The organism is Bradyrhizobium sp. USDA 3311 (assembly GCF_054062495.1).
The window spans coordinates 3,294,206-3,319,555 of sequence record NZ_JBSSFI010000001.1 but is presented as its reverse complement, the minus strand read 5'-3'; the positions used below and the strand labels follow the sequence as shown (position 1 = coordinate 3,319,555).

The 25,350-nt window shown below is 64.8% G+C and carries 25 protein-coding genes; 8 read left to right on the top strand and 17 right to left on the bottom strand.

Annotated features, from left to right (window positions below):
- Positions 1-13: 13 nt before the first annotated feature.
- The gene (locus ACVWW6_RS15725) at positions 14-1,513 is read right to left on the bottom strand and encodes a glycerol-3-phosphate dehydrogenase (RefSeq protein WP_039186983.1); all 1,500 of its coding nucleotides are present in this window, start codon (positions 1,511-1,513) and stop codon (positions 14-16) included.
- Positions 1,514-1,552: 39 nt separating this feature from the next.
- Positions 1,553-4,240, bottom strand: a complete 2,688-nt coding sequence (locus ACVWW6_RS15720) for a sensor domain-containing protein (protein WP_011089844.1) — start codon at positions 4,238-4,240, stop codon at positions 1,553-1,555.
- Positions 4,241-4,442: 202 nt separating this feature from the next.
- Between ACVWW6_RS15720 and ACVWW6_RS15715 the strand changes: the two genes are divergently transcribed.
- Entirely contained in the window at positions 4,443-5,546 is a 1,104-nt protein-coding gene (locus ACVWW6_RS15715) for an NAD(P)/FAD-dependent oxidoreductase (protein WP_028173029.1), read from the top strand.
- A gap of 222 nt (positions 5,547-5,768) precedes the next feature.
- On the opposite strand, the gene ACVWW6_RS15710 is transcribed toward ACVWW6_RS15715, so the two are convergent.
- Positions 5,769-5,951, bottom strand: a complete 183-nt coding sequence (locus ACVWW6_RS15710; RefSeq protein ID WP_008131172.1) for a YdcH family protein — start codon at positions 5,949-5,951, stop codon at positions 5,769-5,771.
- A 328-nt stretch (positions 5,952-6,279) separates the two neighbouring features.
- Between ACVWW6_RS15710 and ACVWW6_RS15705 the strand changes: the two genes are divergently transcribed.
- From ACVWW6_RS15705 to ACVWW6_RS15695, 3 genes are all read left to right on the top strand, one after another.
- A complete protein-coding gene (locus ACVWW6_RS15705) occupies positions 6,280-6,486 on the top strand; it encodes a YdcH family protein (protein WP_011089847.1) in 207 nt (68 codons plus the stop codon).
- Positions 6,487-6,614: 128 nt separating this feature from the next.
- A complete protein-coding gene (locus ACVWW6_RS15700) occupies positions 6,615-6,827 on the top strand; it encodes a hypothetical protein (RefSeq protein WP_027545542.1) in 213 nt (70 codons plus the stop codon).
- A 22-nt stretch (positions 6,828-6,849) separates the two neighbouring features.
- A complete protein-coding gene (locus tag ACVWW6_RS15695) occupies positions 6,850-7,101 on the top strand; it encodes a hypothetical protein (protein WP_161536535.1) in 252 nt (83 codons plus the stop codon).
- Between the two features lie 108 nt (positions 7,102-7,209).
- Here ACVWW6_RS15695 and ACVWW6_RS15690 read toward each other — a convergent pair whose 3' ends face one another.
- Positions 7,210-7,917 (bottom strand): GGDEF domain-containing protein, encoded by a 708-nt coding sequence (locus ACVWW6_RS15690; RefSeq protein ID WP_456680984.1) that lies wholly within the window; start codon positions 7,915-7,917, stop codon positions 7,210-7,212.
- 142 nt (positions 7,918-8,059) lie between these two features.
- Here ACVWW6_RS15690 and purE point away from each other — a divergent pair, with 142 nt between their 5' ends.
- Positions 8,060-8,548 carry a 5-(carboxyamino)imidazole ribonucleotide mutase gene (gene purE, locus ACVWW6_RS15685; protein WP_011089851.1) on the top strand — a complete coding sequence of 163 codons (489 nt, stop codon included), beginning with the start codon at positions 8,060-8,062 and terminating at the stop codon, positions 8,546-8,548.
- A complete protein-coding gene (locus ACVWW6_RS15680) occupies positions 8,545-9,651 on the top strand; it encodes a 5-(carboxyamino)imidazole ribonucleotide synthase (RefSeq protein ID WP_011089852.1) in 1,107 nt (368 codons plus the stop codon). The genes purE and ACVWW6_RS15680 overlap by 4 nt, the downstream gene beginning before the upstream one ends.
- Before the next feature lie 96 nt (positions 9,652-9,747).
- On the opposite strand, the gene aqpZ is transcribed toward ACVWW6_RS15680, so the two are convergent.
- Entirely contained in the window at positions 9,748-10,470 is a 723-nt protein-coding gene (gene aqpZ / locus ACVWW6_RS15675) for an aquaporin Z (protein ID WP_011089853.1), read from the bottom strand.
- 261 nt (positions 10,471-10,731) lie between these two features.
- On the opposite strand from aqpZ, the gene rpsU reads away from it, so the two are divergent.
- Together rpsU and ACVWW6_RS15665 are read left to right on the top strand one after the other, a co-directional pair.
- The gene (gene rpsU, locus ACVWW6_RS15670) at positions 10,732-11,028 is read left to right on the top strand and encodes a 30S ribosomal protein S21 (protein ID WP_011089854.1); all 297 of its coding nucleotides are present in this window, start codon (positions 10,732-10,734) and stop codon (positions 11,026-11,028) included.
- A gap of 237 nt (positions 11,029-11,265) precedes the next feature.
- Positions 11,266-11,916 (top strand): tetratricopeptide repeat protein, encoded by a 651-nt coding sequence (locus ACVWW6_RS15665; protein ID WP_456680983.1) that lies wholly within the window; start codon positions 11,266-11,268, stop codon positions 11,914-11,916.
- 21 nt (positions 11,917-11,937) lie between these two features.
- Here ACVWW6_RS15665 and ACVWW6_RS15660 read toward each other — a convergent pair whose 3' ends face one another.
- The 12 genes from ACVWW6_RS15660 to ACVWW6_RS15605 all read right to left on the bottom strand — a co-directional run bounded on the left by ACVWW6_RS15660 (position 11,938) and on the right by ACVWW6_RS15605 (position 25,325).
- Positions 11,938-12,843 (bottom strand): hypothetical protein, encoded by a 906-nt coding sequence (locus ACVWW6_RS15660; RefSeq protein ID WP_456680982.1) that lies wholly within the window; start codon positions 12,841-12,843, stop codon positions 11,938-11,940.
- 94 nt (positions 12,844-12,937) lie between these two features.
- Entirely contained in the window at positions 12,938-13,222 is a 285-nt protein-coding gene (locus tag ACVWW6_RS15655) for a cupin domain-containing protein (RefSeq protein WP_028173024.1), read from the bottom strand.
- Between the two features lie 90 nt (positions 13,223-13,312).
- Positions 13,313-14,410 (bottom strand): calcium:proton antiporter, encoded by a 1,098-nt coding sequence (locus ACVWW6_RS15650; protein WP_456680981.1) that lies wholly within the window; start codon positions 14,408-14,410, stop codon positions 13,313-13,315.
- A 49-nt stretch (positions 14,411-14,459) separates the two neighbouring features.
- Positions 14,460-15,881 (bottom strand): sodium:proton antiporter, encoded by a 1,422-nt coding sequence (locus tag ACVWW6_RS15645; protein WP_271552406.1) that lies wholly within the window; start codon positions 15,879-15,881, stop codon positions 14,460-14,462.
- A gap of 10 nt (positions 15,882-15,891) precedes the next feature.
- Positions 15,892-16,689, bottom strand: a complete 798-nt coding sequence (locus ACVWW6_RS15640; RefSeq protein ID WP_271552405.1) for an alpha/beta hydrolase — start codon at positions 16,687-16,689, stop codon at positions 15,892-15,894.
- Positions 16,690-16,711: 22 nt separating this feature from the next.
- Entirely contained in the window at positions 16,712-16,882 is a 171-nt protein-coding gene (locus ACVWW6_RS15635; protein WP_165448174.1) for a hypothetical protein, read from the bottom strand.
- Between the two features lie 19 nt (positions 16,883-16,901).
- Entirely contained in the window at positions 16,902-18,299 is a 1,398-nt protein-coding gene (locus tag ACVWW6_RS15630; protein WP_456680980.1) for an NAD(P)(+) transhydrogenase (Re/Si-specific) subunit beta, read from the bottom strand.
- 39 nt (positions 18,300-18,338) lie between these two features.
- Positions 18,339-18,656, bottom strand: a complete 318-nt coding sequence (locus ACVWW6_RS15625) for a proton-translocating transhydrogenase family protein (protein WP_011089862.1) — start codon at positions 18,654-18,656, stop codon at positions 18,339-18,341.
- A gap of 11 nt (positions 18,657-18,667) precedes the next feature.
- A complete protein-coding gene (locus ACVWW6_RS15620) occupies positions 18,668-19,795 on the bottom strand; it encodes a Re/Si-specific NAD(P)(+) transhydrogenase subunit alpha (RefSeq protein ID WP_456680979.1) in 1,128 nt (375 codons plus the stop codon).
- 137 nt (positions 19,796-19,932) lie between these two features.
- Entirely contained in the window at positions 19,933-20,085 is a 153-nt protein-coding gene (locus tag ACVWW6_RS15615; protein ID WP_008136857.1) for an aa3-type cytochrome c oxidase subunit IV, read from the bottom strand.
- A gap of 141 nt (positions 20,086-20,226) precedes the next feature.
- Positions 20,227-23,193 carry a cell division protein gene (locus ACVWW6_RS15610; protein WP_456680978.1) on the bottom strand — a complete coding sequence of 989 codons (2,967 nt, stop codon included), beginning with the start codon at positions 23,191-23,193 and terminating at the stop codon, positions 20,227-20,229.
- Between the two features lie 149 nt (positions 23,194-23,342).
- The gene (locus ACVWW6_RS15605; protein ID WP_456680977.1) at positions 23,343-25,325 is read right to left on the bottom strand and encodes a M3 family oligoendopeptidase; all 1,983 of its coding nucleotides are present in this window, start codon (positions 25,323-25,325) and stop codon (positions 23,343-23,345) included.
- Between the last annotated feature and the right edge of the window lie 25 nt (positions 25,326-25,350).

Genomic DNA, 25,350 nt, shown 5'->3' with positions numbered 1-25,350 from the left:
ATTCCGCCGCACGCTAGCGGCCGATCGGCCTTTGCTCAACCGGTTCGGGGCGATCGTTCACATCCGCCATGAACGCGGCAAGCCGATCACGATCGGCCTTGGGCATGGTCAGACCGAGCTTGGAGCGACGCCACAAGACGTCCTCTGGAAAACGCGCCCATTCGTGGCTCATCAGATAACGCACCTCGGCGCCGGTCAGCTCAGGGCCAAAGGTTGGGCCAAGCTCATCGCGGCTCTTCACATCCCCCAGCACGACCGGCAGTCGCGAGCCGTAGGCCGCGACCAGGCGTTGGGCCTCCGGCTCCGAGAGAAAGCGCCAGCGATCGCGTGCGAGGTCGACTTCGGTGTCGAAACGGTCCCAGGCGAAATCGCCGCCGGGGAGTACCGCCCCGGCGGTCCAGGGCGGCGACATCGGATAGAACGGCGTCAGCCGCGTCACCCCCCGCTCCGCACGCAGGCGCGAAGTAGTGACATCGCCGCCAAACATCGTGATCAGCGGCGCCTTGCGCCGGCGCGCATGGAACAGCGCCGTGCCGTCGCGTCCTCGCGCGGACGCCAGCGTCAGGTTGACGCCCGAGACCGTCCGGACCACGTCGGTCGGGGCGACGCGCTCGCGGAAATAGCGGCTGGCCGCTTCGCAGAGATAGCTGACGTCGGCGCCCGGCATCGCGACGATCGCAGGATCGCCGGTGAAAGCGTGCGTGACCGTGCCGATCAGCGTGAAATCGCGCTCGAGGGGCCGGGCGAAGATCAGCCGTCCATCATTGTTCTGGAAGACGTAGACGTTCTCGGAATCGAACAGCCGCGGCACGATGATCTGGCTCATCTGCATCGCGGCCATGGCGGGCTGCGGCTCCCGCAGCACGGTATCCGCCACCATCGACGTCCAGCCACCGGTGGCGTTGGCCAGCGCCCGCGCCGTGATCGTGCGGCGGTGGCCGCGATCGACCACCGCGAGGCGCCATGTGTCGGTTCTGTCAGCGCGCACGCAGCGTGCCCCGGTATGGATCGCGGCGCCGCGTTCGGCGGCATCCAGCGCCGTGAGCACCACCAGGCGGGAATCGTCAACGACACAGTCCGAATATTCGAACGCCGTGCCGAACGGACGCTTCAGCGCGTTGCCGACCGGATGATGCGTAATGTCGAGGGTCGCTGATGGCGGCAGGCCACCCCGGTTCGTGAGGCCGTCATAAACATACAGGCCGGCCCGCAGCAGCCATGGCGGACGCTCCTCGGAATGGGCGGGAATCACGAAGCGCATCGGCCGGACCAGATGCGGCGCGATCCGGAGCCAGATCCGGCGCTCGGCGAGCGCCCGGCGCACCCGCCAGAACCCGCGGCGCTCCAGCACCGACAGATCGCCATGAATCAGCCGCGGCGTCGCCGACGAGGCGGCGCCGCCGAGATCGCCCTGTTCGAACAGAATGACCCGCAGGCCGCGGCCGGCCGCATCGCGCGCGAGGCTGACACCGTTCAGGCCGCCGCCGATGATCGCAAGGTCGTAATCCGCCATGAAGCCGTCGAGAGCGAGCGAAACGAAGCGCTCCCATCACTAGCCGGTCTTGAGCGCAAGCTCCATGGCTTCGGCGCGGCCGACGAGGCCGGCATACTTCCCGATCGGCAGTGGCTTGCCGAGCAGGTAGCCCTGCACGCCGTCGCAGCCCTCCTTGGCGAGGAAGGCGAGCTGGTCGAGCGTCTCGACGCCCTCGGCGATGATGGACATTTCGAGGCCGTGGCCGAGATCGATGACGGCGCGCACGATCGCCGCCGATTGCGGGTTGCGGCCGAGATTGATGATGAAGGCGCGGTCGATCTTGATCTTGTCGAACGGAAACGCCTGGAGATAGCTCAGCGAGGAATAGCCGCTGCCGAAATCGTCCATGGAGATGCGCACGCCGAGCGCCTTCAGCCGGCGCAGCAGCGCCAGGCCCCGGTCGAAATCCTCGATCAGCACGCCCTCGGTGATCTCGAGCTCGAGCCGGCCGGGCGCCAGGCCGGTTTCGATCAGGATCGAATGGACCAGCCCGACCACGTCGCCGTGCATGAACTGCGCCGGCGACAGATTGACCGCGACCTGGAGCGGCTTCGGCCAGGACGCCGCCTCGCGGCAGGCCTCGCGCAGGATCCACTCGCCCATCTCGACGATCAGGCCGCTCTCCTCGGCGATCGGGATGAATTCGGCCGGCGAGACCTGGCCACGCACCGGATGCTGCCAGCGCGCCAGCGCCTCGAAGCCGATGATCTCGCTCTCGGCGACGCTATGGCCGGCGGCCCCCTGCGGCTGGAAGGCGAGCGAGAGCTCGCCGTTCTTGATCGCCATCGACAGGTCCTGATGCAGCACGCGGCGATCGCGGATCTGCTGGTCCATCTCCGGCTGGTAGAGGCTGATCGTGCCGCGCGATTTCTGCTTGGCGCGGAACAGCGCCGCACCGGCATTGGCGAGCAACGAGGCGCCGTCGGCGCCATTGTGCGGGAAAATCGACATGCCGGTGGTGGCGCCGGCACGGACTGGCCGGCCGTCGATCTGGAATTCCCGCGCGACGGCTTCGCCGAGCTGCTGCGCCAGCGCAAGACCCGCCTCCGGCTGCTTGCCGTCGATGATCAGGCCGAACTCGTCGCCGGACAGGCGCGCCACCACGCCGCCGCGCGCGGAATCCTGGAGCCGCTGGGCCACCTCGATCAGGAGCTTGTCGCCGAGCGCATGGCCGAAGACGTCGTTGACCTCCTTGAGGCCGTCGAGATCAACGCAGAGGACGGCGAACTCCTCGCCGGTGCCTTCGCAGGCCTCGATCATCTGAGTCAGCGCCTGCAGGAAGGCGGCACGGTTCGGCAGATCGGTGAGGCCGTCGTGATAGGCCATGTGCGCCATGCGCGACTCGGTCTGCCGGCGGTCGGTGACGTCTTCGTGGGTCTTGATCAGGTATTGCGGCTCGCCGGCATCGCTGAGCACGGTGGCGCGCCGGGTCAGGAACAGCCGCAGGCCGTCCTTGGTGGAGATCGGGTGCTCCTCGGTGATCATCCCGCGCTTCTTGATCGCAGCCTCGTCGCGCGCGATGATCAGCTTGGCTTCCTTGGGATTGAAGATGTCGGACGCGGTCAGGCCCGTGGCTTCCTCGCGCCTGCGGTTGAGGATCGTCTCGGCGCTGCGGTTGGCGAGCAGATAGCGGCCGTCCTTGACCTGCTCGACGATCAGCGCCACCGGGATGTTGTCGACGACGAGCTCGAGGAATTTCTTGGTGCTCTCCAGCTCCTGCGACAGTGAGCGGCGGTCGGTGATGTCCTCGAACACGAGCATCAGGAATTCGGGCTTGTTGTTCTCGTTGCGGACCACGATCCGGATCGAGGCAACCATGCGCCGTTCACCGCCGCGGTCGACCTCGAACTCATTACGGAACTGGCCGTCCGGCGAATTGAGCGCCGCCCGGTCGGTCGCCTCGATGCTGGCCGCTGAGACGGGGGCAAACAGCTCGCGCGCGTTCTTGCCGACGACCTGGTCCCGCGTAAACCCCCAGAACCGCTCATAGGCGGTGTTGGCGAAGATGTAGCAGCCGTCCTCGATGTTCTTCGCGGCAACGCAGGCCGGCACGTTGTCGAGCACCGTTTCCAGGAACTGCTTGGTCGAGGCGAGCTGCCGCGACAGCCTGCGCTCCTCGCTGACGTCGAGATGCGTCGCCACCGAGCCGCCGTTCGGCAGCACGAAGTATTTTACCAGGATGGCCCGGCCGTCAGGCAGTTCGGTGATCAGACCGTTGCCGCTTGCCGCCTTCTCGTAGAATTCCTTATCGGAGACGCCACCAAGGACCCCGCGCTTGCGCCGCAGCTCGAGGATGTCGTGGCCGTTCATGTCGGCCCACAGATCCGACCGTGACAGGCCATAGATCTCGAGATAGCGGTCATTGCAGAAGATGACGCGCCGCTGCGCATCGGTCATCACCACGCCCTGGTTGAGATTGTTCATGGCGGAGGAGACGAAGGCGTTGCGCCGCAGCTGCAGCCGCCTGGTCCGGCGCAGCGCGGAGTGGATCCACAACGCGATTGCCACCAGGAACGCACAGACGACGATGCCCCCGATCAGGGCTTCCCAGATCAGGTTGGGATCGAGGTTGTCGAGCGAGCTCGGCGGGGCGAAGCTGTCCGACAGCGCAAAGGCACGCGCAGGCGCGACCGTGCCGGCCAGGCACACGACGGCCTGCACAGCAATCAGAATCGTGCTGTCCGCGTGCCAGTTCTTCTCAGCCATCAGCCACCCGCGATTTCAACGTCGGATTGTCTGGCTTCACGGGTTTGGATCGGGTAAACGCCTGTACGCGCAACAGAAAAATGTCACGTTAAATACGGCAATTGCCCTGACATGATAAATGCTTCCTTAACGGAAAATGACCCCGCGCCCTCGTTCCCGGGCTTGATGCCACCGGCGCTTCCAGCGGACCTCCTGCACAACCATGGATAGGGTCGACTGCATCGTCATCGGAGCCGGCGTGGTCGGGCTCGCGGTGGCTCGAAAGCTGGCCCAGGCCGGGCGCGAGGTCATCGTGCTCGAGGAAGCCGAGGCCATCGGCACCATCACCTCCTCGCGCAACAGCGAGGTGATCCATGCCGGCATCTACTACCGCGCCGGAAGCTGGATGGCGCGCATGTGCGTCAACGGCAAGCACGCGCTCTACCGCTACTGCGGCGAGCGCGGCATCCCGCACAAGAATTGCGGCAAGCTGATCGTCGCGACCAATGCGAAGGAAACCGAGAAGCTGCAATCGATCAAGGCGCACGCCGAGGCCAATGGCGTGCTCGACATGCAGTTGCTCACGGGCGAGGCCGCACGCGCGCTGGAGCCGGCGCTCGCCTGCGACGCCGCGCTGCTCTCGCCCTCGACCGGCATCATCGACAGCCACGCCTACATGCTCTCGCTGCGCGGCGAGGCCGAGGAAGCCGGCGCGGCCTTCGCGTTTCACACCCCGCTGATCCGTGCCAAGGCGGCCGCCGGCGTGATCGAGGTCGAGGCCGGCGGCGCGGCACCGATGGCGCTGCAATGCAGCCTCCTCGTCAACGCTGCGGGCCTCGCGGCGACAACGGTGGCGCGCAATATCGACGGCATGCCGCTGGACCGGATTCCGCCGGCCTATCTGGCCAAGGGAAATTACTTCAGCTGCAACGCCAAGGCGCCGTTCTCGCACCTGATCTATCCGGTGCCCGAGCCCGGCGGCCTCGGCGTGCATCTGACGCTGGACATGGCGGGGCAGGCCCGTTTCGGCCCTGACGTCGAGTGGATCGAGACGATCAACTACGAGGTCGATCCGTCACGCGCCGAGCGCTTCTATCCGGCGATCCGGAGATACTGGCCGACGCTGCCTGACGGCGCGTTGATGCCGAGCTATTCGGGCATCCGCCCGAAGATCGTGCCGCCGGCGGTCGCCACGCAGGATTTCCTGATGCAGGGTCCGCGCGATCACGGCGTGGCAGGCCTGATCAACCTGTTCGGCATCGAATCGCCGGGACTGACGTCCTCGCTCGCGATCGCCGATCACGTCGCCGAGCTCGCAAATATCTGAAGCGTCTTCAAGCGAAGCGGATACCACTTCGCGCAAAGAAGAAAACGCGTCCAAACAAGAAGCCGGAGCCATTTCCGTTCCGATTCCGTCGAAACGGAAATAGCTCCGGACGCCGCGCAAATGCCCTTGCGCGGCTTCGCATCTTCCAACAGGGATGAGCGCAACAGCACTCACCCCTGCCTGAAGGGGTACGATCAAACTTTACGCTGAATACGGGGTTTACTAGTGAAGCGTGTCGCCAGTGTGCTTCAGACGCTCGATCTGGTCCTTGACCATCAACTTCCGGCGCTTCAACTCAACAATTTGCAGGTCGTCTGTTGAAAGGTGCACGAGAGCTTCGTGCAATTCGTTTTCGAGAGTTTTATGCTTCCGTTCCAATTCAACCAGATGTGCCTGAATTGTCATTCGAAACCTCCTCGGTAGGGGTGACCTTGGATTCGATCCGGACGACGAAGTGTACATCACCGATTCGTTCTGTCGATGGATATCCGTCGTCGCCGTGTCATTTTTGAAAATTCATATGTAACGAAGCGTGAGTAAGGAACCGCGCTGGGAAAAATCCATGATATCAATGCGCTTGCGCAGCGCCGCAGCGAACCGTTGAAATATCTTGCGAGAGATCGGTGAGCGACGGCCCGAGATCGCTTGCGGTCACGGCGCGCAAGGACGATAATTTCCACAGGGCATCCACAGCCTTAATCTCACGACTATCGGTTTTTCGGCCACCGCAGACATGACCCATGAAGACGAGAGCGAACTCGAAGCCGAGCTCGCCCGGTTGCAGCAGGAACACCGAGATCTCGACGCGGCGATCGATGCACTGCATCAATCGCCTGCCCCCGACCTATTGCGGTTACAGCGGCTGAAGAAGCGCAAGCTGTTGTTGCGCGACCGCATCGCCTTCATCGAAGACCAGATCACGCCCGACATCATCGCCTGATCCCCAGCGGGCTTTTCGCGGCGGGGCGAGCCGGGTGAATCCTCTTGACTCCAAAAGAACAAAATAGGAACATTCAGGCGCCAGACGCCCCCAGGAAACGCCCAAGGAACCTAGCAAGGACAACGCAGATGTCGGCAACCGCCCTTTTGGACAACAGCCATTATGAACAGGCCTGCGATCAGGCGATCGCGATGTGCGACGGCAATCTGCGCAGCACCATCAAGGCGCTGATCATGGCCAACGAATATCTGGAGGCGGAGCTCGAGGAATTGCAGGCGGCGATTTCAGCCGGCTGCATTCCGGAGACCTCTCGCAGCAAGGCGCGGAGCAGCGCCGCCTGATGTTGATGATCGGAGCAACGCCATGTCGGACGTCACCTACTACGTTGCAATGCCCTTCCTGATCGATGACGACGGATCGCCGGTCGCGGGCGCCGCGGAGGAATGTCAGTCCTCGACGGCCGCACTGCGGCGCGCCGAAATTCTGGCGCGCGGTGCCGGCCACATCGGCGCGGTCGCATTTTGCCGCAGCGGCGATCCCATGACCGGCGAATTCGGCGACGCGACGCTGCTGCGCAAGTTCGGCACCGTGCCGGAAGATCTGGCCACGTTGTAGGGCATTTATTGTTTGAGCATGATCTCCGCGCAAACGCGTTTCGCATTTGTCGCGAGGAAGATCGCTGCACACTTTGCGCTAGCGCGGCCCTTCGGGTCCGGATCATGCTCAGTTGCTGACCAGCCTGATCCGCGGCTCGTGCCGCCGGCGCGCCTTGCGCACATACATTGCGGCATCCGCCTCCTCCAAGGCGCGGCCTGCGTCGGAATGCGCCCCCAGCAACGCGACGCCGGCGGAGGCGCCCGCGGTCACATTCTGGCTGCGGAAGACGAAGGATAATTCGTCGATCGCCTGCTCGAAGGCCGCGGCCTTCGCCTTGGCATCGGTCTCGTTGAGATTCCACAGCAGCAGCGCGAACTCGTCGCCGCCGAGCCGGCCGACCACGTCGGAGGCGCGGACCTGCCGCGTCAGCGCGCCGACGATCGCCTTGAGCACCTCGTCGCCGGCGGCGTGGCCGAAGGAATCGTTGATCGGCTTCAGCCGATCGACATCGAGCACGATCAGCGCGCCGGTGGCGCGATAGCGCTTCATGTAGGCGATGGCGCGCGTGAGCTCGCGCTCGAAGCCGCGCCGGTTCGGAATCTCGAGCAGGAAATCGGTGTCGGCGGCAGCTTCCAGTTCCGCGACCCGCCGCTCCGCCGCCTTGAGCTTGCTCCGCAGCCCGCGGATGATCTTTGCACTATCCTTGGTGCCATCAAGCGACGCTCCGCGCCGCGGCGGCTTGGCCGGACGCTTGGTGGCAGATTTGGACCGGCCGGCGCTGATTTTCCGGCCCTTTTTGGCCTTCGCAGCGCTCGCCCTTTTTGGTTTCTTCATGGGCATCCTGCTCAATGAAGGCTTGCGGGGATTCACCAAGACAGGATAGTGCATTCCCTTCTCCTTGCCACCGCCTTGCGAGCCGCCGGCCGGAACCGTTAATCTGGCCTATGTTTCTGTTTTCCCGAGCACAATTAACGTCATGACCGCGCCGATCGCCATCATCATGGGAAGCCAGTCGGACTGGGACACGATGCGGCATGCCGCCGACACGCTCGAGGCGCTCGGCGTTGCCGCCGAGACCCGCATCGTTTCGGCACACCGCACCCCCGACCGGCTGGTCGCTTTCGCCAAGGGCGCCAAGGCGGCGGGTTACAAGATCATCATCGCCGGCGCGGGCGGCGCTGCACATTTGCCGGGCATGGCGGCGGCACTGACGGAGCTCCCGGTCTTCGGTGTTCCCGTCGAATCGAAGACGCTCAAGGGCGTCGATTCGCTCTATTCGATCGTGCAGATGCCCGCGGGCATCCCGGTCGGCACCCTTGCCATCGGCAAGGCCGGCGCGATCAACGCGGCGCTGCTTGCTGCCGCCGTGCTGGCGCTGTCCGACCCAGCCTTGTCCGACCGCCTCGCCGCCTGGCGCAAGGCACAGACCGAGGCGGTCGCTGAGCGCCCGGAGGACAAGGCGTGACTGACGCAAAGCAGGTGAAGCTGAAGCCCGGCGACACCATCGGAATCCTCGGCGGCGGACAATTGGGGCGGATGCTGGCCATGGCCGCGGCACGGCTCGGACTGCGCTGCCAGGTGTTCTCGCCCGATCCGGACTCGCCGGCCTTCGACGTCGTGCTGAACGCGACCTGCGCCGAATATGCTGACGTCGAGGCGCTCGAGCTGTTCGCCAACGACGTCGACGTCATCACCTACGAATTCGAGAACGTCCCGGCGGCCGCCGCGATGGTGCTGGACGCGCGCCGCCCGGTGTTGCCCAACCGCAAGATCCTGGAGACCACCCAGGACCGGCTCGCCGAGAAGGATTTCGTGACGCGGCTCGGCATCGGCACCGCAGCCTATGCCGACGTCACCTCCGTCCCCTCGTTGCGCGAGGCGATTTTAAGGATCGGTCTTCCGGCCGTGCTGAAGACCCGCCGCTTCGGCTATGACGGCAAGGGCCAGGCCATCATCCGCGCGGGCGACGACATCGCCAAGGTCTGGACCAGCCTCGCCACCAAATCGGCGATCCTGGAGGCCTTCGTGCCGTACGAGCGCGAGATCTCCGTGATCGCCGCGCGCTCGGTCGCGGGCCAGGTGGAATGTTTCGACGTCACCGAGAACGAGCACCGCGACCACATCCTGAAGATATCGCGCGCGCCCGCGCCGATCCCGGACGCGCTCGCCGAAGAGGCGCGCAGCATCGCAAGCAAGATCGCAAGCGCACTCGACTATGTCGGCGTGCTGGCGGTGGAGATGTTCGTGCTCGCCAATGGCACCGGACCAAAGGTGTTGGTCAACGAGATCGCCCCGCGCGTGCACAATTCCGGACACTGGACACTCGACGGCGCCTCCGTCTCGCAATTCGAGCAGCACATCCGCGCCATTGCCGGCTGGCCGCTCGGCAAGCCGGTGCGCCACGGCGAGATCGTCACCATGACCAATCTGATCGGCGACGAGATCAACGATTACGAGAAGTGGCTGAGCGTTCCGGGCGCGACCATCCACATCTATGGCAAGGGCGCACCGCGCCCCGGCCGCAAGATGGGCCATGTCACCGAGGTCCGGCCGCCCCGGGACAAGTGACGGGACCGCGGCAACCGCCGCGATCCCTTGCCGATTGGATTTTGTTTTGACGCGTTGTCTTGACGCGAACCGGTATCCACTTCGCTCGAAAACGCTCTAGGCCGCCTTCGCGCCTGCGACGACGCCGGTGGGCTCCTCGCTGAGCCAGCGATAGATCACCCCGCCAAGCGCGCCGCCGATCAGTGGCGCGACCCAGAACAGCCAGAGCTGCGCCATCGCCCAGCCGCCGACGAACAGCGCGGGGCCCGTGCTGCGCGCCGGGTTCACCGACGTGTTGGTGACGGGAATGCTGACGAGATGGATCATCACCAGCGCAAGCCCGATCGCGAGCGGCGCGAAGCCCGCGGGCGCGCGGCCATGGGTGGCACCCATGATGATGAACAGGAACATCATGGTCATCACCACCTCGGTGAGGAAGCAGGCCATCATGCTGTACTGGCCGGGCGAATGCGCGTCGTACCCGTTCGACGCGAAGCCCTTGGTGACGTCGAAGCCTGGGGCGCCGCTGGCGATGATGTAGAGCAGTTCGGCGGCAACGATCGCACCGCAGACCTGCGCAATCACGTAAGGCAGGATCTGTCCGGCCGGAAAGCGCCCGCCGGCGGCAAGGCCGACCGTGACGGCCGGATTGAGATGACAGCCCGAGATGTGACCGATCGCGTAGGCCATGGTGACGACGCTTAAGCCGAAAGCCAGGGACACGCCGACCAGGCCGATTCCGACCTGCGGGAAACCGGCCGCGATCACCGCGCTGCCACAACCTGCGAATGTGAGCCAAAAGGTGCCGATGGCCTCGGCAGCATATTTCTTCATATCCATGTGTCGTCCCCTCATTTCAAAGTTTCCGGAACAAAGCTCCGGTCGCCGCCCCGCCAAAGGCACCAAATCTCCCAAATCGGGGCCGCACAGAGGTATTTTCGCCCCATTTAATGGCTGAACTTGGCCCGAAAACCCGCTTGGCTGGTGGACATCCAGGGTTTTGTCTGATACATCCGCGCGCTCAAGGCTAAGGGCTTGTGCGTTTTGCCATCCCCTTTGACTTACCAGAATTCAAATCCGATCCACTGAAGAGGATGCCGCGTGCAGGTTCTCGTTCGCGATAACAATGTCGATCAAGCCCTCAAGGCGCTGAAGAAGAAGATGCAGCGCGAGGGTATTTTCCGCGAGATGAAGCTCCGCGGTCACTACGAAAAGCCCTCTGAGAAGAAGGCCCGCGAAAAGGCCGAAGCCGTGCGCCGCGCGCGCAAGCTGGCCCGCAAGAAGCTCCAGCGTGAAGGCCTGCTGCCGATGAAGCCGAAGCCGGTGTTCGGCGCTGGCGCCGGTGGTGAGCGCGGCGGCCGTGGCGGCCCGGGTGCTGGTCCGCGCGGACCGCGCTGATTTGCCGAATTTGTAAGACCTCAGTTTTCGATAACGCGGGCCGCTGGCCCGCGTTATTGTTTGTGAGCGGTGCCTTTCTGGGACGGGGCACTACCGATGCGGCGCTAAAGCGCGACGAGGTTGGTCGTCGCGCTTTAGATTGTTGTTTGAGCATGATCTTTTCGGAAAACCGCGGCGCACTTTGCGCTGACGCGGCCCTTCGGGTCCGGATCATGCTCTAGCGCGAGCGAACCGTAGATGGCCTCCCCTTTCCCCGAGCGTGGCTTGGCGCGACTGCGCCAGATCTGGCAGCAACCGTTCGCACTGGCCTTGATGGGGATCGCACTATGCGGCTGCTCCTTCGATCTGGGATCGCTGATGCCGGAGAAGGAAAAGCCGCAGGAGGCCCCCAAGGCGGCGGCCGCCACGGAGAGCGCGGTCAGCCCTGGCAACGTCACTGAGGCCCAGACCCACACCGCAAAGGCCCAAGCCCTGGCCAAGTCAGGCGAGACGGCAGCAGCGCTCGACGAATTCAATCGCGCGGTCGGGCTCGATCCCTACAACGCGCAGGCGCTGTATGGTCGCGCGCTGATCTACCAGGGCAACAACCAGCACGATTTCGCCGTCGCCGATTTCACCGCCGCGAGCGGGCTCAACCCGCAAAAGGCCGAGCCCCTGCTCGGCCGCGCCATCAGCCATCTCGCCCTAGGCAAGATCAAGGAGGCTACGGCCGATCTCGACGAGGCTTCCGAGGCCGATCCGCACAATGCCCAGGTCTGGACCGCGCGCGGGCAGGCCTATGAGCGGCTGGGTGACAAGGCCAAGGCGGCAGCGTCCTACACCAAGGCGGTCGCACTTCGTCCACGCGACGATACCGCCCGCAGCGGCCTCGCCCGCGTCGGCCGCTGACAGCGCGGCGCAAGGGCCGTCTTAGTCGGGGGTGGCGCTCTTCGGCAGAACGGCGTGGAACATCGACTTGACGCCGGACAGCATCTCGTCGGCGACATTGGTCTTCTTCGGCCGCGGCACGGACACACCGGCATCGGCATCGGCACGCAGATCGAGCGGAGGCGCGATCACCGGCACGGGAATGTCAGCCGGCGGCGTGATCCGATTCGGGTCGTCATTGCCGACCGAGGCCGTGTAGGACGGCGATGAACCGCCATTGCCATACGGCTCGGGCGAGGGCGTGGACACCGTGATCGGCGGCGGCAGCGGACGGACCGCGGACGGCTCCGTCGTGACGACACGCGGGGCCTCGGGGACGCGGGGGGCCTCGCGCACCGCGGGCTCGGGGGTCCGCTCGACCGGCTTGGTCTCGGCGGCTTTGGCTTCGGCAGCCTTGCCCTCAGGCGACTTGCGAAGACGCTCGATGGCGGCACGCGCCAGATCGTTGGCGTCGGGGGCCGCAGCCGGGGACGCCGCCGCCGGCGCAGAATTGGCCTCCACCACCGGGGCGGTAGCTGCCGGGATCGACTTCGCGGCCGCTTTCTCGCGCGCCGGGGGGCGGCCATGCGAGGTGGTGTCGGCGGGAGCGACGTCCGCAGCCTTGGTCTCAGGCTTGTCGGCGGGCTTCTCGGCCGCAGCCTTGTCCGTCGCAGTCTTCTCGGAAACGCTCTTTTCGGAGACACCCTTGGCCTTGACGCCGGGCGCCGGCAGGTTGGCGACGTCGGCGGGCTTCCCGTTCTTGCCAGCCTCGGCGGGTGCCACCACGGCCGTAGGGGTATCGGCCGCCGGCTTGGCGTTGATGTAGTGATTAACGATGTACGCCCCGATGATCGTCGCGAGCACCGAGGGGAAAATATCCATCGAGATTTTAGCGAGGTATTTCAGCATTTCTCGGCCACTCCCCGCGCGATCTGATGCGGGAACTTTGGGGCATTGTAAGGGATCAACTGCGACGGATCGATGGCAAACGGTAACGCCGGACTTACAGCTTCAGCTCGATCTCAAGGAACACGATCTCAGTTGAGGTTTCGTTAAGTACGTCGTGTTGGACGCCGGCTTTGCGGAAGTAGGATTTTCCGGCCGCAAGCTGCGCCTTGGAACGCTCGCCGCCGGGGGCCACGATGGTCATTTCGCCGGCGACGATGGGAACAATCACATAGTCCATCCCGTGGGTGTGATGCCCGGTCGCGCTGCCCGGGGCGAGCCGCCATTCGGTCACCCGGACCTCTTCGTTGTCGATCTGAACCTCGGACTTGGCGGCAAGCATCGGGAACTCCTTCAGGCATGATCCGGAAAAGTGTGGGGCGGTTTTCCGGAAAGACCATGCTCAAACAATAACCAGAAGCGCGACCGCGCTTCAGGGCACGAAAACCATGAACACGTAGACGACAAATACCACCATATGGACCAGCCCGAACAGGACATTGGTCCTGCCCGTGCCGAAGGTCAGCATGCTCAAAAAGAAGGTCAGGAGCAAAAGGACGCTGCCCTGGGCGCTGAGGCCGAGTTCGAGCTCCTTGTCGAAGGCGTAGGTAGCGATGCCGACGGCCGGGATGGTGAGACCGATGGTCGCCAGCGAGGAGCCGAGGGCGAGGTTGATGCTCTTCTGGAGATCGTTCTTGCGGGCCGCCGCAATGGCCGAGACACCTTCGGGCATCAGGATCAGGAGCGCGACCAGAAGGCCGGCAAAGGCCGGCGGCGCGCCGATCCTGGCGGCGACGGCATCGACCACGAGCGAGAATTTCTTGGCCAGCAGCACGACTGCCAGGAGCGAGACCAGGAGCAGCCCCACGGTGAGCGCGAGCGCCCCGGCCGACGGGTGCGCCTCCCCGCCCTCGCCCTCCGCCCGTTCATGAACGAAGTAGTCCTTGTGCAGGACGGTCTGGGTGTAGAGAAACACCGCGTAGAGCGCGAGCGTCACCACGTCGACGAAGCCGAGCTGAACCGCCGAATAGACCGGGCCCGGCGTGGTGGTGGTGTAATTCGGCATGATCAGCGTGATGGTCGCGAGTGCGAACAGGACGCTGAGATAGACGTTGGCCCCGGAGAGCTGAAAACCCTGCTCGCGATAGCGCAGGCCGCCGATAAAGATGCAGAGCCCGACGAGACCGTTGCAGACGATCATGACCACGGCGAACACGGTGTCGCGCGCCAGTTCCGGCGCCGGCTTGTCGCCCAGCATGATCGTGGTGATCAGGGCCACCTCGATGATGGTCACCGAGAGCGTCAGCACCAGCGTGCCATAGGGCTCGCCGACCCGTTCGGCGATCACTTCGGCATGATGAACGGCGGCGAACACCGTGCCGAACAGGATGACCAGAAGGACGATGGCGAAGACGAGCCCGCCCAGCGAGAGCGTGAAGACGTAGCCCGTCGCACTGACGGCCGCAAACAACAGCACGGCCAGCGCCGGGAAGATCCAGGCCGACCGTGGCATCGGATTATGCGCGCTCATCCACCAGCTCCAGTTGTAGATCCGAGCAGTAGCAAATCGGCCGGCAGATTCAATGCCAGTGCAGGAGCGGTGCGACCGGCAGGACGGTCAGCAGCAGGAACAGCGGGATCAGCACGGCGCCGGCGCGCAGGAGATAGCCGAAGAAGCTCGGCATCTCGACGCCGTTTTCGCGGGCGATGCTGGCGACCATGAAGTTCGGCGCATTGCCGATATAGGTGAGCGCCCCCATGTAGACCGCGCCCATGGAGATGGAGGCGAGCGTGCCCGAGAGCGCATGCATCAGCACCTGCGGGTCGCCGCCGGCGAGCTCGAAGAACAGCAGATAGGTCGGCGCATTGTCGAGGAACGCCGACATCACACCCGTGAACCAGAAATAGGCGACCTCGCGCGGCGTTCCGTCCGGTGCCGTGACGGCGGACAAAAGCCAGGCGAAGGCGCCGTGGTGCCCGGCATCGAGCATGGCAATGACCGGGATGATGGCGACAAAGATGCCCGCGAACAGCTTTGCGACTTCGCGGATCGGCTCCCAGGTGAAGCCGTTGGCCTGCCTGTGCTCGTCCGGCGTCAGCCACACCGACAGCGCCGCAATGGCCAGCAGTGCCACGTTGCGGGCGATGTCTTCCAGCTCCAGCCTGGTTCCGAGAATGTCGAAGGCAATGCCGGGCTTCCACATCGCCGAGGCCAGCAGGCTCGCGACGATGGCTGCAATCAGCACGAGGTTGACGAGGCCGCGAATCCGCAGCGGCTTCGCGGGGCCCGCGTCTTCCTGCAACGGCTCGCTACGGAAGCGCCAGACGTCGATGACGACGAAGATCGCCAGCAACAATCCGGCAACGATCGTCGTCTGCAGCCAGATGTTCCGCGTGGTCCAGAAGAAGTCGACGCCGTGCAGGAAGCCGACGAACAGCGGGGGATCGCCGAGCGGGCTCAGCGCGCCGCCGACATTGGCGACCAGGATGATGAAGAAGATGACGACATGAGCGTTGCGGCGCCGCGGCCGGTTGGCCCGGATCAGGGGGCGGATCAGGATCATCGCCGCCCCGGTGGTGCCGACGACGCTCGCCATCAGCGTGCCGAGCGCGAGGATGCCGGCATTCGCCGCCGGCGTGCCCCTGATGTCGCCCGTGATGAGAATGCCGCCGGCCACGACATAGAGCGAGAACAGCAGCACGATGAAGCCGAGATATTCGGCGAGCATGGCGTGGACGAGTGCGGCCAGCGTCGCCATGCCTCCTGCGAGCCAGACCAGCGAGCCGAGCGCCAGCAGTGACCAGGCCGCGGCGATCTTGCCGTAATGGTGGTGCCAGAACTTTGCAAACAGCAGCGGCCCGAGCGCGATCGACAGCAGGAGACCGGCAAAGGGCAGTGCATAGGGCCAGCGCATCGCCGCGCCGTCGAGTTCCGTCGCGGCCCATGCCTGCTGCGGCAACAGCGCGAGGATCGCAGCGACGGACAGGTCGCCGCGCAGCATCACGAGCCGTCTAGGAAGCAATGAAGCGCTTTGCTGTTTCAATCGCACCGAAAGCATCAAGATTGTCGTGTCCGCCGCCCGCAAAGCGAACGAACTGCTTCGGTTCATGCGCGAGCGCAAACAGACGCTCTCCGAACACGATCGGAATGGCAAGGTCATTGGTGCCATGCATCACCAATAGCGGCACCGTGACGCGCGCAATTCGCTCGTCGGAGCGAAACTGATCGCGCATCAGGAGGCGGACCGGAGCGAAGCGGAACAGCGCGGCGCCGACCTCAACCGTCGAGGTGTACGGCGCCTCCAGGACCAGTTTGCGGACCGGATGTTCGGAGGCGATGGCGACCGCAACGCCCGTTCCGAGCGAAAAGCCCCAGGAGACGATTCGTTCCGCCGCGTAGCGCGCCGTCGTGAAGGCGTAGGCGGCCGCGGCATCGCGCAGCAGGCCCTCCTCGCTCGGCGCGCCGGAGGAGCCGGCATAGCCGCGATAGGACAGCGCGACGAGGCCGGTGCCGTCGGCGGTCATCGCCTTGAAGCGGCTGACGCCGCCCGCGAGAAAATCGCCGTTGCCCGGAAAATACAGAATCACGGGGCGGCCGGGCCTGGCCGGCACGTGCCAGACGATGACTTTCTCGGCATCGGACGTGGTCAGGACGTGCTCTTCCGCCTCGGGCAGGCCGGCGGCATCCGGAGCGGTGCGACCGACGGGTGGGATCGGAAACAGCATCTCGCGCTGCCGGACATACAGCACGACGAGACCGGCGCAATAGACGGCCGCGAGCAGGATGGCGATCCACTTGACGATGGTCATGATGATGCGGCCGGTCTCCGGCTCAGGGCTTGCGCCGGCTCCGCAGCAATTTCATGACGTCGAGCCGGATGCTCGCGGGAACGTCGCGGCAGCCGCACGCCGCCGCATGCGCGGCGTGCCATTTGACGCGCTGCTCGCGCGTCGCTTTGGGTGGCATGCGATGGGACCGGTGCCATTCCTTGTTGATGGCCACGATCCGCTTCCCTCGCGGGCTACATCGCCTTGACGATGTTCTCGGTGACCTTCTTGGCGTCGCCGAGCAGCATCATGGTGTTGTCGCGGTAGAACAGCGGATTGTCGATGCCGGCATAGCCCGAGGCCAGCGAGCGCTTGATGAACATCACGGTGCCGGCCTTCCAGACCTGGAGCACGGGCATGCCGTAGATCGGGGAGGTCTTGTCCTCTTCGGCCGCCGGGTTGGTGACGTCGTTGGCGCCGATCACGAAGGCGATATCGGCCTGCGCGAACTCGGAGTTGATGTCCTCGAGCTCGAACACCTCGTCATAGGGCACGTTGGCTTCGGCCAGCAGCACGTTCATGTGGCCGGGCATGCGGCCGGCCACGGGGTGAATGGCGTATTTCACCTCGACGCCTTCCTTCTTCAGCATGTCGGCCATTTCGCGCAGCGCGTGCTGGGCCTGCGCCACCGCCATGCCGTAGCCGGGCACGATGATGACCTTGGAGGCGTTCTTCATGATGAAGGCCGCGTCATCCGCCGAGCCGAGCTTGGCGGGCTTCTGCTCGCCTGTCGCCCCGCCGGCGGCAGCCGTCTCGCCGCCGAAGCCGCCGAGAATGACCGAGATGAAGGACCGGTTCATCGCGTGGCACATGATGTAGGACAGGATCGCACCGGAGGAGCCGACCAGCGCGCCGGTGATGATCAGCGCGGAGTTGCCGAGGGTGAAGCCGATGCCGGCCGCGGCCCAGCCGGAGTAGGAGTTCAGCATCGAGATCACGACCGGCATGTCGGCGCCGCCGATCGGGATGATCATGAGCACGCCGAGCGCCAGCGCGAGGATAACGATCATCCAGAAGTCGAACGCGCTGCCGGTCAGCACGAGACCGACGATGAAGAACACCAGCGCCACGGCGAGCGCGATGTTGATGATGTGGCGGAACGGCAGGATGATCGGTGCACCGCTCATCCGCGCGGACAGCTTCAGGAACGCGATCACCGAACCGGTGAAGGTCAGCGCGCCGATGGCGACGCCGAGCGACATTTCAACGAGGCTCTGGCCATGGATGTTGCCGGGCGTGCCAATGTCGAACGCTTCAGGCGCGTAGAACGCGCCGGCAGCGACCAGCACCGCGGCCATGCCGACCAGCGAGTGGAAGGCAGCGACCAGTTCCGGCATCGAGGTCATCGGCACGCGGCGCGCGATGACCGCGCCGATGGCGCCGCCGATGGCGATGCCGACGATGACCAGCACCCAGGCCAGGCCGTCAGCCGGCGGATGGTTGGCGAGCGTGGTGGCGACCGCGATCGCCATGCCGATCATGCCGAACAAATTGCCCTGGCGCGAAGAGGCCGGGCTCGACAATCCCCGCAGCGACAGGATGAACAGCACCCCCGCCACGAGATACAAGAATGCAGAGAGATTGGCGTTCATCTCAGGTCCCCATTGATCCCTTCAGCCCGAGGTGGCCGCTTACTTCGACTTCTTCTTGTACATCGCCAGCATGCGCTGGGTGACAAGGAAGCCGCCGAAGATGTTCACGCAGGCGAAGATCAGCGCCACGAAGCCGAAGGCGCGTGCCCAGCCCGAGCCGCTCGAGACGTTCGCGACGCCGCCGGCGAGCAGCGCACCGACCACGATCACCGAGGAGATCGCGTTGGTCACGCTCATCAGCGGCGTATGCAATGCCGGCGTCACCGACCACACCACGAAATAGCCGACGAAGACGGCGAGAACGAAGATCGACAGCCGGAAGACGAAGGGGTCGACGACCTGTGCTGCATGCTCCATGGCGGCTCTCCTTAGACCTTCGGCTGGAAGTTCGGGTGGATGACAGCGCCGTCCTTGGTCAGCGCGGTCGCCTTGACGAGTTCGTCGTCCCAGTTCACGGCGAGCTTCTTCTCCTTCTTGTCGACCATGGTCTCGATGAAGGAGAACAGATTGCGCGCGTAGAGGCTGGAGGCCGAGGCCGCGACGCGGCCTGCGACATTGGTGTAGCCGACGATCTTGATGCCATCGAGGTCGACGACCTCACCGGCCCTGGCGCCTTCGACATTGCCGCCGCGCTCGACGGCGAGATCGACCAGCACCGAACCCGGCTTCATCGACTTGACCATCTCGCCCGAGACGAGCATGGGCGCCGGCCGGCCCGGAATCAGCGCCGTGGTGATCACGATGTCCTGCTTCTTGATGTGCTCGGCGGTGAGCGCGGCCTGCTTGGCCTGGTACTCCTTGGACATTTCCTTGGCGTAGCCGCCCGCGGTCTGCGCGTTCTTGAACTCCTCGTCCTCGACGGCGAGGAACTTGGCGCCGAGCGATTCCACCTGCTCTTTCGTCGCGGGCCGTACGTCGGTCGCAGTGACGATGGCGCCGAGGCGGCGCGCGGTCGCGATCGCCTGGAGGCCGGCGACGCCGACGCCCATCACGAACACTTTCGCGGCGGGCACGGTGCCGGCGGCGGTCATCATCATCGGGAAGGCGCGGCCGAAGGCTTCGGCGCCCTCGATCACGGCGCGGTAGCCGGCAAGGTTGGCCTGCGAGGACAGCACGTCCATCACCTGCGCGCGCGTGATGCGCGGCATCAATTCCATCGCGAATGCGGAAACGCCGGCATCGGCCATCGCCTTCAGCGCGGCATCGTTACCGTAGGGGTCCATGATGGCGATGACGAGCGCCCCACGCTTGTATTGCGCAAGCTCCGATGCCTCGGGGCGCTTCACCTTGATGATGATGTCGGCGTCCTTCAGCGCATCGGCGCTGACGGTGGCACCTACGGCGGTGAATTCGGAATCCGGCAGCCCCGACTTGAGGCCGGCGCCCGGCTCGACGGCGATCTCGGCGCCGAGCGCTTTGAACTTCTTCACCGTATCAGGCGAAGCGGCAACGCGCGGCTCCGACGGATCGATTTCCTTGGCAACGGCGATCTTCATAGGCCCTCCGGCGGCGCGGGAAAAAGCGCGCACGCAAACTTAGCGTCACTCCCGCAACGTTGGATACCGGTTTTGGCACCGGTTTGAATGCAAATTTTATGGGCACCGACGGCGCTGTCGGTGCGGCAGACGATGGATCAGGTGAGGAAGATCGCCATCAGGATCACGATGAGCGCGACCGAGGCCGTGCCGTATTTCACCAGCTTGATGAAGCCCTCATAGGTCTGCTCGTGGGCAACGTAGTCGTTGCCGTCGGCAGTGGTGTACGCCACTTCGCTATGGTCAGCCATGGATTGTCCCCAGTCGAAAGTCGAATTCTGGGGCTGGGATACCTTAATCTTTCGGGCAGGGCAACGGCAGGCAAGCGCGGTTTTCCCGCAAATCAGGTCATTTGGAATTCCGATTGCCGGGAATTCGGGCTCTCGCGCCGCTCAGCCCTGATCGATCATTGTGGCGGTGACACTCACGGTCGGTCGCCGGGGCTCCGGAAGACCGAGCGCCGCGCGGACCGCGTCGATCGCCTTCTCGCCCGCCTCGGTAAATCGCGCCATGCGCGGATCCGTACCGGGACCGACCGCCACGGAATGGTCGCCGGCCAGGAAGCCATGGGTCATGTGGAACCCCAGCGCGCGATAGACCTCGAACTGCTCCTCCGAGAAGAACTGATCGCCGGTGGTCTCGTGGGGGAAGGTGTCGTTCCGCCGCGCATAGTCGCGGATGTAGTCGTTCTCGTCGCTGGAGAGCGAGGACTTGATATAGACGAGATAGCCCTTGTCATCGCCGCCATAGTCGATGCTGCCGATCGCCACATGGACGTGCGGGGCCTCGTCCGCGGCGCCGGAGGACGCTTGTGCGGACTTCCTGTCGGCGTTCTCCGCCATGATGGCGCGCGTGCGGTCGCGGATTGGCGTCCAGGGCAGATCGATCCGGACCCCGAGGTCGATGCGGGCATAGCGCTGCAGCTTCATCAGCGAGGAGAAATTCATCGGCGCGTCGGCTTCCGCGTCGACCGCGACGATCACCTTGCAGCGCCGGCGCAGCAGCTCGTAGACGCCGAGATTTTCGATGTGGCCGCCGTCGGTGAGATAAACGCCGTCGCTGTTCTCGTAGAGACGGCCCGAGATTTCCGACCACAGGAACAGCGGCGTGGAGCGGCGCTGCGGCCGGGCTGTGGCCTCGACATAGCGCGGGTTGTTCAGCCAGTAGCCCAGCCGCACGTTCAACAGCGCAAGGGTCGGCGTCAGCGCCTTGATCGAGTTCGAGCCCATATTCGACGACGCCGCCGCCCCCGATATCGCCATGGCGGTGGCAAGGTCGAGGCTTTGCTCCAGACGCTCGACCGCCGGCGTCCTGGCGTACCGCGTCGCCTCGCTGCCGACATAGAGCGGCGAGAAGACGAAGAAGTCCGCATTGCGGCCGCGCCGGTTGGCGAAGTCCGATCCCTGGATGTTGAGCGCCGTGTTGATGAGATGATAGGGCGCCCGCAGCTTCGGCGCGGCCGGCCGATCGGTCGTCGTGGCACCGTCGTCCGCGACCACGAAAAGCTCGCTCAACTTCATGCGATCGAGCGGCTTGAAATCGCGCCCCTGGTCGAGGCTCGCCTCGGCGCGCGCGATATTGCCGTCTGCCGAGCGGCCGGGGTCGAACAGGAAAGCCTTGCTCAGCCGATCGCGGTACAGGCGGTGCAGTGAATTCGCATTCGGCGTCAGGGACCAGGAGATCGCAAACAGCAGCATGCCGACGAGCGTGTACAGGATCACCACGGGCAGGCTGTGCGCGTAGCCGGAGCCTCGATCCGTCCAATCGAATTGTCTTGCGACATTGCCCGCGGCAAATGCGAGCCACGCCGGAACGTGGGATACCGGCGTCAACCAGTCCGTTGTCGCCGTCGCTGCGGCAGCCTTTGGCGTGATCTCGGCCGAGAGGGTGCCGGCAGCAGCGTCGAACTCGATCTTGCCCGACAGGTTTGCGGACGCGGGCACAGTCGATTTGTTGGCGGCGAGACAGCCCTTCTGCGCAATAACGGTCAGGGGCGCCTGGCATTTTTCGATCGGATCGTTGGCGATGCCCCAATAGGACAGATAGAGATAGGCGACCCAGATGATCAGCGGCAGCGCCAATCCGGCGATCCACAGCGCGACCTTGGCGATGATCGCGAGCACCAGCGAGCCCCATTGCGAGGATACGCTGTTGCCCTTCAGGAATTCGGCGAACTGCTGCCTGAAGGCCGTGACGAATATGCCGATCGGCGCGGCGATCGCGGCGAGCGATTTGATCCAGGTGACGGCGACGCCGCCGACCGGCCCGCCGATCGTGTTGCTGTCGACGACATCGAACATCTGCAACAGCATGAAGGGCTGGAACTCGAAGAACGCGATCACGGCAAGCAGCACCAGGAAGGTCGCGCCGGCGGTCGGCCAATGCGAGCGAAACTCCTGGCGGTTCTCGGGACTTGCAAACGACTGCTTGAGCGCCCAGCCGAAGAACAGGCCGATGCCGATGATCGCCGTTGCCAGCGTCAGCGCGAAATTCCTGATCTGAAGGACGCGGGCGAAGTCGCACGCGATGCCAAGCAGGAACGCGATGCCCGCGGCATAGGTCAGGAAGACGGTTGGGCCGGTGCCCCGTTCCGCGCGTGAGAGCAGATAGGCAATTCCGCCGCAGGCAAGCAGCACCAGCGCAACGATCGCGCCGATGGCGGCGAAACCGAAACGGTCCGCGATCCAGCCGAAATGGTGCAGCTCACATTGCGGCGAAGCGCCGTCGGCAAGATCGACACCGAAGAAGTTCGCGACCGTCAGGCAGCTCCGCAGCGGGGTCGACCAGATGGTAACGGCGGCGAGCAGCAGCACCGCCGGCAGCGTCAGCCCGATATTGGCGATCAGGCCGCGCGCCACGATCGCAATCCCGGTCAGGAGATCGCGGAAGCCGGCCGGGACCAGGTAGTTGGAATAATTCCTGATGTGCCCGACCGACGGCGTGTCGCTGATCTCGCTGGCGGTCACGGTTTCCCCGGTCGGCCGCTCGCCGAACACGAAACGCCCTGTCACCGTCATGGTCGTGCTGAGCGAGGTGCCGATGTAGCCGCCACCCGATACGGTGGAGAGATAGTCGATCCGTCCGATCAGATCGTGGTGGTTCAGGGCCTGGAGCACGCCGAGACACATGGCCGAGGAGCGGATGCCGCCGCCCGACAAGGCGAGCCCGACGACGTCGAGCATCTGGCAGGCGACGATACCGTCGGGGTCGATTTGCCGCGCCTCCTCGCGGCGCGTGTTGATGGCCTCGATCTCGTCGCGCACGATCTGCTGATGCTTCTCGCACCAGGGCGTTTCCTCCTCGAAGGCTGCGGCGTTCCGTGCTGCGCCAGGTCGCGGGACCTGTCCCTGGTCGGGCATGCGAGCCTCTCCCGAGCAACAAAAAGCGATCGGCAATCAAGAGTTGAAAAAATACATCAAGTATCTACAGGATTAGTCTCGCCTCCGGCGCGAACGTTCAACGCCGGCGCGGGAACCCGAGGCGGCCAGGCGCCCGCGCGCCCGACGCCTCAGCCCATCGCCTCCAGCTCGTCGATCATCCCGGCAATGACCGAAAGGCCGCCGTCCCAGAATTTGGGATCCTTGGCATCGAGCCCGAACGGCCGCAGCAGCTCGGAATAGTGCTTGGTGCCGCCGGCGGCGAGCATATCGAGATAGCGCTCGGCAAAGCCCTCGGCCGCGTTCTCGTAGACCGCGTAGAGCGAGTTCACCAGACAATCGCCGAAGGCATAGGCATAGACGTAGAACGGCGAATGGATGAAGTGCGGAATGTACATCCAGTAGTTCTCGTAGCCGGCCTTGATCTCGATCGCCGGCCCCAGGCTCTCGCCCTGCACCGACAGCCAGATCTCGCCGAGCCGCGTCGCGGTGAGCTCGCCGTTCTTGCGCTCGGTGTGGACCGCGCGCTCGAAGGAATAGAAGGCGATCTGCCGGACCACGGTGTTGATCATGTCCTCGACCTTGCCGGCGAGCAGCGCCTGGCGCTGCCTGGCGCTCTTGGTCTGCGCCAGGAGCCGCCTGAAGGTCAGCATCTCGCCGAACACGCTCGCGGTCTCCGCCAGCGTCAGCGGCGTCGGCGCCATCAGCGCGCCGTTCTTGGCCGCCAGCACCTGATGCACGCCATGGCCGAGCTCGTGGGCGAGCGTCATCACGTCGCGCGGCTTGCCCTGGTAGTTCATCAGCACGTAGGGGTGCGCCGACGGCGTGGTCGGATGCGAGAACGCGCCCGGCGCCTTGCCCGGACGCACCGGCGCGTCGATCCAGCGGTCGGTGAAGAAGCGCTCGGCGATGTCGGCCATTTTGGGCGAGAAGCCGCGATAGGCCGTCAGCACCATGTTGCGCGCATCAGGCCAGCCGATGACGTCCGTCGCCGCAAACGGCAGCGGCGCGTTGCGGTCCCAATAGGCCAGCCGCTTCTTGCCGAACCACTTTGCCTTCAGCGCGTAATAGCGATGCGACAGCTTTGGATAGGCCGCGCGCACCGAGGCCACCAGCGCATCCACCACCTCGCGCTCGACGCGGTTGTTCAGGTGGCGGGAATCCGCGACGTCCTTGAAGCCGCGCCAGCGGTCGGAGATGTCCTTGTCCTTGGCCAGCGTGTTGGTGATCAGCGCGAAAGTGCGCTCATTGGCCTTGAAGGTCTTCGCCAGCGCCTCCGCCGCGGTTTTGCGCTTGGCGCCGTCGCGGTCCTGCAACAAATTGAGCGTCGGCTCGATCGCGAGCTCCTTAGGCCCGACCTTGAAGCGCAGGCCGGAGATGGTCTGGTCGAACAGCCGGTTGAAGGCGGAATAGCCGGTCTGCGCCTTCTCCAGGAAAAGCTGCTCGAGCTTGTCGTCGAGCTGATAGGGCTTCTCCTTGCGCAGATCCTCGATCCAGGGACGGTAATGTGCGAGCTCCGGCGCCTGCATCGCACGGGTCAAAATATCGTCATCGACACGATTGAGCTCGAGCGCGAAGAACAGAAGATGGGTGGACGCCGCCGTCAGCCGCTCGGAGACATCGCCGTAAAACTTTGAAATCTTGGGATCAACGCTGTCGCCGGCATGGACGAGACCGGCATAGGAGCCGAGACGGCCGGCGAGATCGTCGATCGCCTCATAGCGTCGCACGGCCTCGGCGAGCCATTTTCCGCCATCTTCATTTGCTGTCCCTGTCGCGAGCTTGCCTTTGTAGTCGGTCTCGAACGCGACGCAATCGGCATCCATCCTTTCGAGATCGCGCGCCACTTCCGGCGCGTCGATCCCGGAATAGAGATCGGCGAGGTTCCATTCCGGAAGCCTGCCGGTCTTGCTCGCAGGCTTGGCGAGTGAAGACTTGGCAAGCGAAGACTTGGCGAGTGAAGACTTGGCGAGTGACGACTTGGAGGGCTTTGCCTTGACGATGGCTTTCTTGGCGGCGGATGTCCTGGTGTTCGGCTTGCGGAGAGCGGGTTTGCTGGGAGCGGGCTTCTTCAAGGCAGACTTTCCGAGAGCGGACTTGGAGCGCGAATTCATTTTGTGGGAAACCTGTGTTCAACAA